13 protein-coding genes are annotated in these 14,076 nt (G+C 58.7%); 9 read left to right on the forward strand and 4 right to left on the reverse strand.

Annotation, left to right across the window (positions count from 1 at the left end; genetic code table 11):
- The first annotated feature begins 58 nt into the window (after window positions 1-58).
- From ABJD00_RS00825 to ureG, 8 genes are all read left to right on the forward strand, one after another.
- Complete coding sequence (locus tag ABJD00_RS00825) at window positions 59-877, forward strand: urease accessory protein UreD (RefSeq protein WP_413830158.1); 819 nt, start codon at window positions 59-61, stop codon at window positions 875-877.
- A 3-nt stretch (window positions 878-880) separates the two neighbouring features.
- Window positions 881-1,183 carry an urease subunit gamma gene (locus ABJD00_RS00830; RefSeq protein ID WP_108835456.1) on the forward strand — a complete coding sequence of 101 codons (303 nt, stop codon included), beginning with the start codon at window positions 881-883 and terminating at the stop codon, window positions 1,181-1,183.
- Window positions 1,184-1,195: 12 nt separating this feature from the next.
- Window positions 1,196-1,501: an urease subunit beta gene (locus ABJD00_RS00835; RefSeq protein WP_413830160.1), complete on the forward strand. Its 306-nt coding sequence runs from the start codon at window positions 1,196-1,198 to the stop codon at window positions 1,499-1,501.
- Window positions 1,502-1,531: 30 nt separating this feature from the next.
- A complete protein-coding gene (locus tag ABJD00_RS00840) occupies window positions 1,532-2,353 on the forward strand; it encodes a cyclase family protein (protein WP_413830162.1) in 822 nt (273 codons plus the stop codon).
- 254 nt (window positions 2,354-2,607) lie between these two features.
- A complete protein-coding gene (gene ureC, locus ABJD00_RS00845) occupies window positions 2,608-4,368 on the forward strand; it encodes an urease subunit alpha (RefSeq protein WP_413830164.1) in 1,761 nt (586 codons plus the stop codon).
- 94 nt (window positions 4,369-4,462) lie between these two features.
- On the forward strand, window positions 4,463-4,924 hold the full coding sequence (gene ureE, locus ABJD00_RS00850) for an urease accessory protein UreE (RefSeq protein WP_413830373.1): 462 nt from the start codon (window positions 4,463-4,465) through the stop codon (window positions 4,922-4,924).
- Window positions 4,921-5,553, forward strand: a complete 633-nt coding sequence (locus ABJD00_RS00855; protein WP_413830166.1) for an urease accessory protein UreF — start codon at window positions 4,921-4,923, stop codon at window positions 5,551-5,553. Before ureE ends, ABJD00_RS00855 begins: the two co-directional genes overlap by 4 nt.
- Entirely contained in the window at window positions 5,550-6,176 is a 627-nt protein-coding gene (ureG, locus tag ABJD00_RS00860) for an urease accessory protein UreG (protein WP_413830168.1), read from the forward strand. The genes ABJD00_RS00855 and ureG overlap by 4 nt, the downstream gene beginning before the upstream one ends.
- A gap of 91 nt (window positions 6,177-6,267) precedes the next feature.
- On the opposite strand, the gene ABJD00_RS00865 is transcribed toward ureG, so the two are convergent.
- The 4 genes from ABJD00_RS00865 to ABJD00_RS00880 all read right to left on the reverse strand — a co-directional run bounded on the left by ABJD00_RS00865 (window position 6,268) and on the right by ABJD00_RS00880 (window position 10,888).
- On the reverse strand, window positions 6,268-7,038 hold the full coding sequence (locus tag ABJD00_RS00865; protein ID WP_413830170.1) for a hypothetical protein: 771 nt from the start codon (window positions 7,036-7,038) through the stop codon (window positions 6,268-6,270).
- Window positions 7,039-7,328: 290 nt separating this feature from the next.
- The gene (locus tag ABJD00_RS00870) at window positions 7,329-8,441 is read right to left on the reverse strand and encodes an S-(hydroxymethyl)glutathione dehydrogenase/class III alcohol dehydrogenase (protein ID WP_413830375.1); all 1,113 of its coding nucleotides are present in this window, start codon (window positions 8,439-8,441) and stop codon (window positions 7,329-7,331) included.
- 150 nt (window positions 8,442-8,591) lie between these two features.
- Window positions 8,592-10,355, reverse strand: a complete 1,764-nt coding sequence (locus tag ABJD00_RS00875; RefSeq protein WP_413830172.1) for an FAD-dependent oxidoreductase — start codon at window positions 10,353-10,355, stop codon at window positions 8,592-8,594.
- A 152-nt stretch (window positions 10,356-10,507) separates the two neighbouring features.
- Window positions 10,508-10,888: a DUF3307 domain-containing protein gene (locus ABJD00_RS00880; protein ID WP_413830174.1), complete on the reverse strand. Its 381-nt coding sequence runs from the start codon at window positions 10,886-10,888 to the stop codon at window positions 10,508-10,510.
- Window positions 10,889-11,122: 234 nt separating this feature from the next.
- Between ABJD00_RS00880 and ABJD00_RS00885 the strand changes: the two genes are divergently transcribed.
- Window positions 11,123-14,059, forward strand: coding sequence for an ABC transporter transmembrane domain-containing protein (locus ABJD00_RS00885; protein ID WP_413830377.1), 2,937 nt, complete (start codon window positions 11,123-11,125; stop codon window positions 14,057-14,059).
- The last annotated feature ends 17 nt before the right edge of the window (window positions 14,060-14,076 follow it).

A 14,076-nucleotide genomic window follows, 5' to 3' on the forward strand; every position in this document is an offset into this window, starting at 1 on the left:
CACAGAATGCTCTTATCCGGGCATCTGCTGGCGGACTGACCCTCGAATGACTGCACATATGACCCTGCCTACTCACGTGCCCGCGCAACCGCGGGCCATTGGGTCAGTGCGGCTGTCGACCAAAACACATGCGGGCCATTCGGTGCTGGATGGACTTTATCAAAAAGGGGCGGCCAAAGCCGTCTTTCCGCGCGCGAATGTCGGCCTTACAGCGGTACTCTTGAACACATCCGGAGGCGTCACAGGCGGTGATCGGTTTTGCTACGAAGCCGAGGCTGGCCCGGGCACTCACCTGACCCTTACCACCCAAGCCTGCGAACGGGCTTATCGCGCACAGGATGGGGAAACCGGGCGGGTCAGCACCACATTGCGAGTCGCGGATGGGGCGAGCCTTTGGTGGCTTCCGCAGGAAACGCTTGTCTTTGACGGTTGCGCACTGGAACGACGGCTTGCGTGCGATATCGTAGGGACAGGTCGAGCCTTGATCGTCGAGCCGATTTGTCTTGGCCGCCTTGCAATGGGCGAGGCGCAGGTGCACGGCCACATCTCAGACCGGATCAGCATCACGCGCGACGGTGCGCCGCTTGTCGAAGATGCCTGGTGCCTGAGCGGTGATATCACAGCGCAAATGGCGCAAAGCCCCACGGGTGGTGGGGCGGCGGCAATGGTCTCTCTTACATACATTGCACCCGACGCCGAAGCACGGCTGGACCCGGTTCGCGCCCATCTTCCAACGACCGGCGGGGCAAGCCTGCTGGCTGATGATGCGCTTGTGCTCCGTCTTCTCGCGTCTTCGGGATACGCCTTGCGCGCCTCACTTCTGCCTATTCTTGACCAACTGACGGGCGGTGAAATGCCGCTCTGCTGGAGACTATAAAACATGCAACTCACCCCGCGTGAAAAAGACAAACTGCTCATATCCATGGCCGCCGAAGTGGCGCGCAAGCGCCTTGCGCGCGGCGTGAAGCTTAACCACCCGGAGGCGATTGCACTGATCACCGACGCCGTGGTTGAGGGCGCGCGCGACGGCCATTCGGTCGCGCATATGATGGAAGCGGGCGCGCAGGTCATAACCCGCGATCAATGCATGGCAGGCGTGCCCGAGATGATCCACGACGTGCAGGTCGAAGCCACCTTTCCCGACGGGACCAAGCTTGTCACCGTCCACAACCCCATTCGCTAGGAGGATGCGCTCATGATCCCCGGAGAAGTCTTTCCCGCCGATGGCAGCATCGAACTCAACAGTAGCTCGGAGGCAATAACGTTGCATGTGGCCAACACCGGCGACCGGCCTGTGCAAGTCGGGTCGCACTACCACTTTGGAGAGGCCAACGCCGCGTTGGATTTCGATCGTGATGCCGCACGTGGTATGCGTCTGGACATTGCCGCCGGAACGGCGGTGCGGTTCGAGCCGGGACAGGAACGTGATGTACAGCTGATCCCGCTGGGCGGAGGACGAATAGTATACGGGTTTAATCAACAGGTGATGGGCGATCTTTGAGCAGGGCAAACTTTTTGAAAGGAACAGATGATGTGTGACGTATGTGTGATGAACGCGGTCAAAGACCGGATGCTGTCGCGACGCGACTTCTTCAAGACCACTGCCGCCGTCGGTGCCGCAGCCACGGTTGGTATAGCCGCAGCCCCCGCTGCTATGGCCGCCGGACACGGCGGCGTGGTCGACATGACCCACAAGCTCAGCCCTGACTTTCCTACGTTCTTCGGAGTGCCTGGCATCTCGATGGAACAGCAGTTCAACTTTGCCGAACATGGGTTCAACTTGATGAACCTGACGATCAACGAGCACACGGCCACCCATATTGATGCACCCCTGCACTTTTCGGCGGACGGGACATCGGTTGATGAAGTCCCTGTGTCGGACCTCGTCATTCCTTTGTGTGTGATCGACATCGCAGCCAAGGCGGCAGAGAACCCAGATGCGCAAGTGACACCGGATGACCTGAAGGCGTGGATCGCCGCCAATGGCGATATCCCGGACAAAGCCTGCATTGCGATGCACTCAGGCTGGGCGGCAAAATCGGGCGATGCGGCGGCCTATGTCGGCAACGACGCAGATAACGTCAAACACTTCCCTGGCTTCCACATCGAAGCGACACAGATGCTGCTAGAGGAGACCACCGCCGCGGCGATAGCCGTCGACACACTATCGCTGGATCATGGTCCCTCTCCCGATTTCGTGACGCACTACGCTTGGTTACCAGCGGGTCGCTACGGGATTGAGAACCTTGCTGGCTTGGAGAATGTGCCAGCCGCAGGGGCCACGCTGGTTGTGGGCGCGCCCAACCATGTGGGTGGCACCGGCGGCCCTGCGCGCATCTTTGCGATGGTGTGACGTTGGCGAACTTAAAAATGATTGAGGTGATCCAAAATTGACCCCGGAAACTCCAATCCCAAAAGCACGCCCACAAGACAGGTGGGCGTGCGGCCATCCACTGCGGATCAGTTTCTGCGTCGAGGCCTCCCTTTGCCCAGGTCTTCGTCCCCCGCTTCGTAACAAATCCAAACGGCTGAAAGTGCACGCGCACTTTGAAGTCGAAAATCTCTAAAAACCGAGCGTTTTTAATCGCGTAACATCAAGGATTTAGAATGCCCACATCCATCTCCCGCCGCGACTATGCTGCCATGTTCGGCCCCACTGTGGGCGACAAAGTGCGCCTTGCGGACACCGACCTGATCATTGAGGTCGAACGCGACCTAACGGCCGAAGGTGCAGGCGCAGCTTCGACCGGGGGCAGCGGTGACAACGCCATGCTCTATGGCGAAGAGGTCAAGTTTGGTGGCGGCAAAGTCATCCGGGACGGCATGGGGCAATCCCAAGTCACCCGCGCTGAAGGCGCAGTTGACACCGTTATCACCAACGCGCTGATCGTGGACCATACCGGCGTCTTCAAGGCCGATGTTGGCCTAAAGGACGGGCGCATCGCAGGCATCGGCAAGGCAGGAAACCCGGACACTCAGCCGGGCGTGAACATCATCATCGGTCCAGGCACCGAGGCCATCGCGGGCGAAGGCAAGATCTTGACCGCTGGCGGGTTTGATTCACACATCCACTTCATTTGCCCTCAGCAGATCGAGGACGCCCTGCATTCCGGCCTCACCACGATGCTCGGCGGCGGCACAGGCCCCGCGCACGGCACGCTGGCAACGACCGTGACACCCGGACCCTGGCATTTAGGGCGTATGTTGCAGGCAGCTGATGCGTTCCCGATGAACCTCGCCTTTGCAGGCAAGGGCAATGCGTCCCTCCCTGCTGCTTTGGAAGAACAGATCAAAGGCGGCGCGTGCTCGCTGAAACTGCACGAAGACTGGGGCACCACCCCTGCGGCGATCGACTGCTGCCTGTCTGTCGCTGACGCCATGGACGTGCAAGTTATGATCCACACTGACACGCTGAACGAAAGCGGCTTTGTTGAAAATACAGTCGCAGCAATGAAGGGCCGCACCATTCACGCTTTCCACACCGAAGGTGCAGGTGGTGGACACGCGCCCGACATTATCAAAATTTGTGGTGAAGAGCATGTACTCCCCTCTTCCACCAACCCCACACGCCCCTTCACCGTGAACACCCTCGAAGAACACCTCGACATGCTGATGGTCTGTCACCACCTCGACAAATCGATCCCGGAGGACGTGGCCTTTGCCGAAAGCCGGATCCGGCGCGAGACCATTGCCGCCGAAGACATCCTGCACGACATGGGCGCGTTTTCGATCATCGCAAGCGACAGTCAGGCCATGGGTCGCGTCGGCGAGGTGCTGATCCGCACATGGCAAACAGCAGACAAGATGAAGAAACAGCGCGGACGCCTGCCCGAAGAAACCGGCGAGAACGACAATTTCCGCGTGCGCCGCTACATCGCCAAGTACACGATCAACCCCGCGATTGCGCATGGGATCAGCCACGAGATTGGGTCCATCGAAGTCGGAAAGCGGGCCGATCTGTGCCTTTGGAACACCGCATTCTTTGGTGTGAAGCCTGAGATGGTCCTACTTGGTGGCACCATCGCCTGCGCGCAGATGGGCGACCCCAACGCGTCTATCCCGACGCCGCAACCGGTCTACACCCGGCCCATGTTTGGCGCTTATGGGCGCAGCGTAGAACGCTCGGCGGTAACGTTTGTCTCGGCTGCGGCCCAAGCCGAAGGAATCGGGGCAAGCTTGGGTTTGCACAAGGACACCGTCGCGGTGCAGAACACCCGCCAGATCGGCAAGAAAGACCTCAAGCTGAACGATGCCACGCCACATGTGGAGGTGCATCCGGAGACATACGAAGTGCGCGCGGACGGTGAGCTTCTGACTTGCGAGCCCGCCGAAGTGCTGCCAATGGCGCAGCGGTATTTCTTGTTCTAGGCCCCCGCATGACGCCCAAACCAAGCTGCTCCCGACCGCCCCCAGGGCGGGGGCTACACAAATACACGCGGCCGGGGACCGCCCTTTGAACCGAATGACAATGTTGACCGCCCAAACCTACCACGCGCACACCCACGATGCGCCCATTGACCACGTAGAACTCACCTACGAGGACCGCTTTTTGCGGCGCAAGGTGCTGACACTGTCCTCCGGTTCACAACTTCTTGTGGACTTGGCCCACACGACTTCGCTGGATCATGGCGGTACCTTGATCACCACGGATGGGGGCGAAGTCCGTATCGATGCGGCACCTGAACCGCTGCTCGAAGTGACCGGAGAGGCCCTCCACCGCATCGCGTGGCACATCGGCAACCGCCACACCCCCTGCCAGATCGAAGCCACCCGCCTGCTGATCCAGCGCGATCACGTGATGGCCGATATGCTGAGCAAGATCGGGGCCACAACGCGCGATGTCGTTGAACCTTTCACCCCGGAAGGCGGCGCTTATGGGCATGGCCGCACGCACGGGCACGATCACAGTCATTCGCACACATGAGCGATCCGGCCCTCACCCTGATGCAGTGGCTGTCCCCCGCGTTTCCGGTTGGGGCATTCGCCTATAGCCATGGGCTGGAACAGGCCGTTGCGGACGGGCAGGTTACAGATGATGCCAGCTTGCAGAACTGGATTGCGGTTCTGATCTCGGAAGGCTCAGGCAAGGCAGATGCGGTGCTGCTGTCCGCGGCCTACCAATCAGACGCACCAGAACAAATCGACGCCACCGCCCGCGCCTTTGCCGCCAGCGCAGAACGATTGAAGGAGAGCGATTTGCAGGGCGCCGCCTTTTGCGACACCGCACGCGCGGTCTGGAATATCACTATCAGTGGTTTCACCTATCCCGTCGCGGTTGGCGCGGCGGCCAGCGCGATGGCTGTGCCGCTGGCCCAGACCATCCCGCTCTATCTGCACGCCTTTGCATCCAACCTTGTCGCCGCCGCGCAACGGCTCATGCCACTGGGCCAAACGGCTGGGCAAAGGGTGCTGGCAAATCTCGCCCCGATCATTGCGGCCACAGCCAGCAACGCACAGAAGGCGTCGGTTGACGATCTGTCGGCCACCAGCTTTGCTGCCGACATCGCCGCGATGCGCCATGAAACGCTGACACATAGGATCTTTCGCACATGACCCAACTCAATGGCCCCCTGCGGATCGGAATCGGCGGTCCCGTGGGCGCAGGTAAAACGACGCTCACGGCTGCGTTGGCAACCGCGCTCAAGGGACAGCACTCCATTGGAGTGATCACCAACGACATCTACACACAGGAAGACGCCGAGGAACTGATGCGACGCCAAATTCTGCCACAAGACCGGATCATTGGTGTGGAAACCGGGGGCTGTCCGCATACAGCGATCCGCGAAGATGCCTCGATCAACCTGGCGGCTGTGGCTCAGATGCAGGCGAGTCACCCAGACGTCGAAGCCATCCTGATCGAAAGCGGCGGTGACAACCTGAGTGCAACATTCTCACCAGAACTGGCAGACATCACACTTTATGTGATCGATGTCGCCGCAGGCGAAGAGATCCCGCGCAAGGGCGGACCTGCGATCACGCGATCCGATTTGCTGATCATCAACAAAACAGACCTTGCGCCCCATGTGGGTGCCTCGCTTGAGGTGATGGAGCGGGATGCCACGCGGATGCGGGCCGGGCGCCCCTTTGTCTTTGCCGCTCTCAGACATGGACAAGGGGTGGACGAGATCATCACTCAAATCCGCGCCTTGTCCGGTCTGGGCATGACCACAGTCTGACAAGACGCAGAAACGGCCGGAGTGTGTTGGTACAAACACTCCGACCGCTTCGCACCAAAGGTCACTCGTTACTTGCCTCCGGCTGTGGCGATCAGCCGACGACGACCTTGAAACGTTTGAAGGTCTTGAACAGGCTTTCGATGGTTTCGGTATTCAAAAAGCTGCCGGGGGCCGCGCTCTTCTGCAGAAGCTTGAAAATCGCCTTTGCAGTTGTTTTGTCGCCGGACATCCACGAATTGACCATGTCTTCGATGCGATTGCGCACTTTCGCATCCGGCTTTTCAAACCCGCACAATTTCAGCTTTGTGATATCAACTTTGAAGGCACCCGTTACGGTCAAACCCTTCTTGGTTTTAACCGCGTCAATGAACTCGGCAGGTGAGGCCGTCAGTTTGCTGCTACGGATCGCCACCTTGGCACAGGCGACGGCACCGCTCTTGTCGCCCTTGATCATACACACCATGACTCCGCGCAAGGCGGACATGTCGCTCACGTTCAGGCGGATAGAGATGTCATCGGCACTGCCGAACTTCTTTTCTGCGGCCGCGAGCAAACGTGTTGTGTGATGGCTTTTGAAGGCCGGACAGCTTTTGACATCAAAGAAATCGGACATGATTTCCTGTTCGATAAAGTTGCGGCAGTTCGCCTCAACGAGGTCCGCAATGCCTTGCCAAAGGCGCGGTTCGTGGTCGTTGCTTTGGATCAGATCTGTCGCCATTGCTTTGATGTGGTTGGGCAGATCGATACGGTTGGATGCGTTGGGGGCAATGTAGTCCGTGTAGACGACCGCCCGCTTGGGTGGATTGATCAGAAACTTGATCCGGTTTTTGACCTCATTTGATGAGTAGGTCTGCAGCATCATGCGGCTCAACTCACGATCGCCAAAAGCTCGGCCACGGTCGAAGGGTAGGTCAGTCCGTCAATTTTCTGGGGCATCTTTTCATCTCCATTTTCAGGGCGCGGCGTGCGCTGGGGTTACGGAAAGAAAACACGGAGGTCCCACGGATTATTCATTTTCAATTTAAACTTTTTTCTCAGCTGCTGGTTCTGGTCACTTCTTGCGCCGATACAGCGCGTGAAAAAAAGGCGCACCGAAGTGCGCCTTGCTTTGTCGCGAATTGTAAGGCGGAAGTGTCCTCCGCAACGTGTTTTTTAGAACTCGACGACCGCCCGGATCGATTTGCCCTCGTGCATCAGGTCAAAGCCGTGGTTGATCTCATCCAGTGACAATTTGTGTGTGATCATCGGATCGATCTCGATCTTGCCGTCCATGTACCAGTCCACGATTTTGGGCACATCAGTGCGCCCCTTGGCGCCGCCAAAGGCCGTGCCGCGCCAGACGCGTCCGGTGACCAGCTGGAATGGACGGGTCGAGATTTCCGCGCCCGCCGGGGCGACCCCGATGATGATGCTTTCGCCCCAACCCTTGTGGGCGCACTCAAGTGCGTCGCGCATCACCTTGGTGTTGCCTGTGGCGTCAAAGGAATAATCCGCACCGCCCTTGGTCAGTTCCACAAGGTATCCCACCAAATCGCCGTCCACCGCTGTGGGATTGACGAAGTCGGTCATACCAAAATACTTGCCGACCTCGGCCTTGTCGTCGTTCAGGTCCACACCGACAATCTGGTCCGCACCGGCAAGGCGCAGGCCCTGGATCACGTTCAACCCGATGCCGCCCAGACCAAAAACCACGCAGCGTGCGCCGATCTCGACTTTGGCGGTATTGATCACCGCTCCGATGCCCGTGGTCACGCCGCAGCCGATATAGCAAATCTTGTCGAATGGCGCGTCCTTGCGCACCTTGGCCAGGGCGATTTCGGGCACGACGGTGTGGTTGGCGAAGGTGGAACAGCCCATGTAGTGGTGGATCGGTGTACCATCAAGCATCGAAAAACGTGTGGTGCCGTCCGGCAGCAGACCCTGCCCTTGGGTGATCCGGATTTTCTGGCACAGGTTGGTTTTGCCAGAGAGACAGTATTCGCATTCGCGGCATTCCGGCGTGTAAAGCGGGATGACATGATCACCAACCTCAAGAGTGGTAACCCCCTCGCCCACCTCCAGAACGACGCCTGCTCCTTCGTGACCCAGAATAGCCGGAAATATCCCTTCTGGGTCATCACCGGATCGGGTGAATTCATCCGTATGGCACAGGCCGGTGGCCTTGATCTCTATCAGCACTTCGCCTTTGCGGGGGCCATCCAGGTTGACCTCCATGATCTCAAGAGGCTTGCCGGCTTCGACGGCGACTGCGGCGCGGGTTTTCATCATGGTCCAAATCTCCTCACGTATTTGCGCCCACAAGGCCCGCCAAACACCGTTCTGTCAATGGCGCGAGTGTAGGCAGGAAAGGCAGATCGGCCCTTCGGGGAGGATTTTTTAGAAACAGAGAAGTGAGACCTGTCCGGTGCGTTCTCGTCAGGACGTCGGTTTTTTGTGCAGGATGGCCGACAGAACGCGCATAAGTTCTGCCTGCGGGTCATCCGCGGCCCCGTCGCTGCGCCACGCCACGTGGTGATCCGGGCGGATCAACACGCAACCCGCATCCGTCACTTCCCGCGCCCGCGCCCAGTCCCCGGTGTGATCCACAAGCGACTGGCGCGGTCCGATCACGTGGGCCGCCATCTTGATCCCAAGTGCGTCGGCAACGGCGACAGCGGCATCTGCCCATTCCATACCACTTAGCCCGGTCAGCAAGGCAAACCCGCCCTTGGTCAGATCTAGTGTCGAGTGTTTCGCTCCGTGCACATCATAAAGCCAGACATGCGGGATGCGCGCGCCGGGCCAAGTGGTCGGTTGGTAGTGCAATTCTTGGTCCTCTGCGAAGGCGGGTTCGACTGTCCCGTCGCTGACCACAGCGTCCGAGCGATAGCGCTGGTTCATCTCGACCCCGTGCGCGTCGAACTCGTACTTCTTGAAGGCAATGGCCTCGCGCAATGCGGCGCGCTGTTTCTCGGCATCTGGCGTACTGTCGCAGCGTTTTTCCATATTCGCCTGCATAACATCCGGGTCCGTATGTCCAATCAGGCCAAGCGCTTCGAAGATCGGGCCAAATTCGCCGATGGACTGGTTGGCGCGCGTCACGATTTGCTTGGCGATCGGCGCGCGTTCGACGTTGTAGGTGTCGAGCAGGCCCGCACCCGCCTGCCCCTTCAGCACGGCTGCGATTTTCCAAGCCAGATTGAACGCATCCTGGATCGACGTGTTCGACCCCAGGCCGTTGCTGGGCGGGTGGCGGTGCGCCGCATCCCCCATGATGAACACCCGCCCCTTGGACATTTCGGTGGCGTAGGCGTCATTGACCGTCCAATAGCTAATCGACTGCATCTCGATCTCAAGCTCCGAGTCACCCACCAGATCACGGATGATCTTCTTGGCCTCTTCATCGGTCAATTCGGGGCGCTCACCATCGATGTCATAGCCCCAGATCGCCATCCATTCATTCCAGGGGCGGATCATGCGCACAACGCCCATGCCGATGCCGCCCACGTTGGATCCCGGCTGCATAACCCAATAAAGGACCGACGGGCGGTGCGCGACATGTGCAGTCAGGTCCGCTTTGAACAGAAGGTTAATTGAGCCTGCGACACCCATTTTGCCTTCAATTGGGACACCAATGTGTTCGGCAACCAGTGAGTTGCCGCCATCGGCCCCCACGAGGTATTTCGAACGCACGGTAAAGGTCTTGCCCGTCAACCGGTCGAGGATCGTTGTCGTCACACCTTCGGCGTCAGCTTCATGGGTTTGGTACTCGCAGGACATTCGCGCCTGTGTGCCCCGCGCGCAGGCCGTCTTGAACAGGAGTGGTTCCATGAACGTTTGCGGCAGATCGTTCATTTTGCTTGGCGAACTCAACTGATGCTCGGCACGGCTGTTAGGATGGGTGCCCCATGTCTGGATACGCCCCAGTTCCTCGCCTGTCAGGCTTTCGCAGAACACATTGGTGCCCATGAGATCCTGTTCGGTTGCATGCATGTAGGCCTCAGCTTCGACCTCGGGGCCAAGATCCCGCAACACTTCCATGGTGCGTTGGTTCGTAATGTGCGCGCGGGGGCTGTTGGCCAGCCAACGATAGCGGTTCACAGCCATGTTCTCGATCCCATATGAGGACAGTAGTGCTGCGCAAGCCGAACCCGCGGGTCCGGTGCCAATGATCAGCACATCGGTGGTCATATCTGCCATGGTGCGTTACCCTCCCAAGGATATTCCTTCATGCGGCGGCACACCCTCCCAAGCGGCCAGCCTCGGTATTTGACATCACTTTGAACAATTTGGGGAGAGAAAAGTAAGACACCTCAATGACTTTGTTGCCACCCGTCGTCACTCCGTTCTGTTTATGGCAAAACAGCCCAAGCCATCACCAGATAGGTCCATTGGTGCAAAGCCTGATCCACACCAAAAGCACGCCAGTATCCGGCCTGATCCGGGCCATGGCCTGAGCGATCCGACCACACGCCCTTGGCCCAATCGATATGAAAATGCACAGCCCATTCGATCGCTGAAACGGTCAGAGCCAGCCCAAAAGGCACTCCCATAAGGACGAATGCGATCAGCGACCCAGCACCGTGAATGCCCGCGTGGTAAAAGCGCCCAACGTGCATGTATCGACCTCGGTCGCGCAACATAAGAGCGGTTTGCAGGTAGAAATCCGCAAACAGATGCTTGGCCTGCAGCAAGAACAGCAGCCCTAATACAAAATAAACAGGATCACTCAAGGACGCACCTTTACGGATTTCACTGCCCCCTATCCTAGGATGGCAATCCGCTCTGGGCAATCCACCTCGCGCATGTGTTCAATATCGTGCCACAAAGCATTGATTTAAGGACCCGCGCGCGCTTAGATTAGATGCAGGCGCAGGGCGTCAATATTGCGCAAGGTCAAAGCTATCGAATCCTCCATTTTTGCCTTTATCTGGAAGTATTCCAAACGCGATCAGCTGATCTTATTGATGGTCACGCTGTCCCTTTTTCCTTTGCTCTATCTCACGTTGGAGCTGCCCAAGCAGATCATCAATGATGCGATCGGGTCGGGTTCTTCGACGATCACAGCCTTCGGCATGGAGTTTTCTCAGATCAACTACCTGTTGGTACTCTGTGGCGGGTTTTTGCTGGCAGTTACCGCCCATGGGCTGATGAAAATGCGGATTAACACCATGAAGGGCGTGTTGGCAGAACGGTTGCTACGTCGCTTTCGCTATACGCTGATCGCCCGCATACTGCGCTTTCCCCAACCTTACTTTGAGCGCACGAGCCAAGGTGAGTTGGTCAGTATGGTCACCGCCGAGAGCGAACCTATGGGCGGACTGATGGGGGATGCCGTGGCACAGCCTGTCTTGCAGGCGGGCCAGATGCTGACCATTCTTGGCTTTCTGTTCCTGCAATCAGTAGCTTTTGGCCTTGCGGCCTGCGCGCTGATCCCTTTGCAGGCTTGGCTGATCCCGAAACTACAGCGCCAAATCAACCTTCTGAACAAGAAACGGGTGATACAGGTCCGCGCATTGGCGGCAGAGATTGGTGAAGGGGCAGTCGGCGCCTCGACTCTACGCGTGAACGGCGGCTGGCGCTATCGGATGGCAATGATCGGCGATCGGCTCGGGCGACTGTTTGAGATCCGGTTCCAGATCTACCAGAAGAAATTCTTCATGAAGTTCCTCAATAACTTCATCACGCAACTCACCCCATTCTTTTTCTTTTCCATCGGCGGTTACCTCGTCATTCAGGGGCAGGTCACCATTGGGGCGTTGGTCGCCGCTTTGGCCGCCTACAAAGACCTGTCTTCTCCTTGGAAAGAGCTGCTGGCCTACTACAACCAGTCTGCCGACATGTCCCTGCGCTGGGAAACGATCACAGAACGCTTTGCCCCCGACGACATGGTGGATGAGGCCTTGTTTTATGGCCCCGCTCCTGAGGCCCCGCGCCTAACGGGTGACATCGTTTTGGATCAGGTGACCGTGCGGGACGGCGACGGCAACCCGGTGCTAGAGGACATATCGATCACGCTGCCCGCCAGGGGCCTGATTGGCGTCAGCGCAGAGAACGACGAAGACCGACGCGCGCTTGCAGAGGTGCTGACGCGAGAAACTTTGCCCACCAGTGGCACGGTCACGCTGTCCGGGCAAAACATCACGGCCTTGCATCAAGCTACTATTTCAAAACGGATCGGCCACGCCAGTTCACGGCCCATCCTGTTTCAGGGCAGCTATGGGCAGAACGTGATGATGCCAATGCGCGCGGCGCCACTGGAGCCGGGAGATGACACAGAATTCGCCCGCGAGGCTGTGCGCGCAGGCAACTCCCCCGACATGCTCAAGGCTCATTGGGTCGACCCGACCCTTGCCGGGGTCGACGACAGAGATCAGTTGCGCGCTTGGTGGTATACTTTGATCGATGGATCGGGCAGTGGCGAGGTACTGACACGGCGCACGTTGGATCAGGCATGTGACGCCGAAAAACACCAGGCTCTGACGACCGCCCTGATCGACTTGCGCCCCAAAGTCGCGGCAGCGATTGAGGATGCGGGTCTGTCAAACTTTGTTCACCGGTTTGACAGAGAGGCGTATAACCCCGCGCTCCCAATTGCGGAAAACCTGCTTTTTGCCACTCCATGCGAGACGATCACACCCGAAATTATCGAAGCAAAGCTCGAATTCCTGCGCCTGCTCCACGCACTCGAACTGGCCGGCAATCTCGAACAACTGGCCCGTAACATCATCGAAATGCTGCGTCAGATCTTTGGCGCCAATGGTACCGACCACCCCCTGTTTCGCAAGGTCGGGCTGGACGTCGAGGTCTATGAGGCCGCCCTTGATCTTGTGAACCGCAAACCGCCCGGATCAGAGATCACGGATGGTGACTTGGCGCTGCTGCTTAGCGTGCCCTCGGCGGTGACCGCTGAACAGGTTGGCCAATCCTTTCCTGAAGAGATCAAAGGCCGCATTCTGGCCATGCGCGCCCAGCACGGGGACACGCTGCGAGAGCAGATGGATGACCTTTTTGTCCCGATCGACGAAGGGTCATATGTCTTTGGGCTGACCGTTCTGGAAAATGTGTTGTTTGGCAAAGTGGCCGAAGGGGCCGGGACAAGGGGCGAAGAGTTGCGGCGCATCGTGGTTCAGGTCCTCGCGGACGAAGGCATCAGTCCGCTGGTGCTTGAACTGGTATTTGACGTGCCGATCGCCCTCGGCGGGGCCAACCTTCCGGCTCTTTTCGCCGAACCGCTGTCGATTAGCCGCGCCACGATCAAACGGCCTGATCTGTTGATCCTCGACAAGGTGATGTCCAGCTATGACCCCGAAACGCGCGAGGCGCTGATTGCCAATTTGCGTAAACTGCTTCCAGAGTCGATCATCGTCTTCCTAGATGACGCCTTTGAGGACGAAGGCGTTTTTGATCTGCAATTTGAAGTACAGCAAGGGCGTCTCGTCGGTGCCGAAGGGGCTAGGGTCGAGGCCGACAGCGAAGTGGGCGCAGACCTCGCGCGCAAGTTGGAAGCTCTGAGCCGCACACCCCTTTTTGCAGGACTGAAACGCAAACAGCTGCGACTGTTGGCGTTCGGGGCGCGCTGGTACAAGGCCATCCCCGGTGAATACGTGTTCCGCAAACACGACGATCCCACCGACGGCGCCTATATGATTATCGAAGGGGAAGCGGACCTGCTTCTGCCGCGCCCAGGTGGCGAGGATCAACTGATCGCCACGGTCGGAGCCGGAGCGCTGGTGGGAGAACTGGGCCTGATCCGGCGCGAACCCCGTGCGCTAGACATGCGCGCCCGTACCCCACTGTCCTGCCTGCGCATCAGCGAAGAAGATTTCATGGCCGTTGTCGAAAACGATGCTGCCACTGCCTTCCGCTTGCTGCAGGTGGTGGCGGGTTATATCAAAACGTGACCGCCAGAACACAACAC

The organism is Tateyamaria sp. (assembly GCF_039945315.1).
Lineage (GTDB): Bacteria > Pseudomonadota > Alphaproteobacteria > Rhodobacterales > Rhodobacteraceae > Tateyamaria.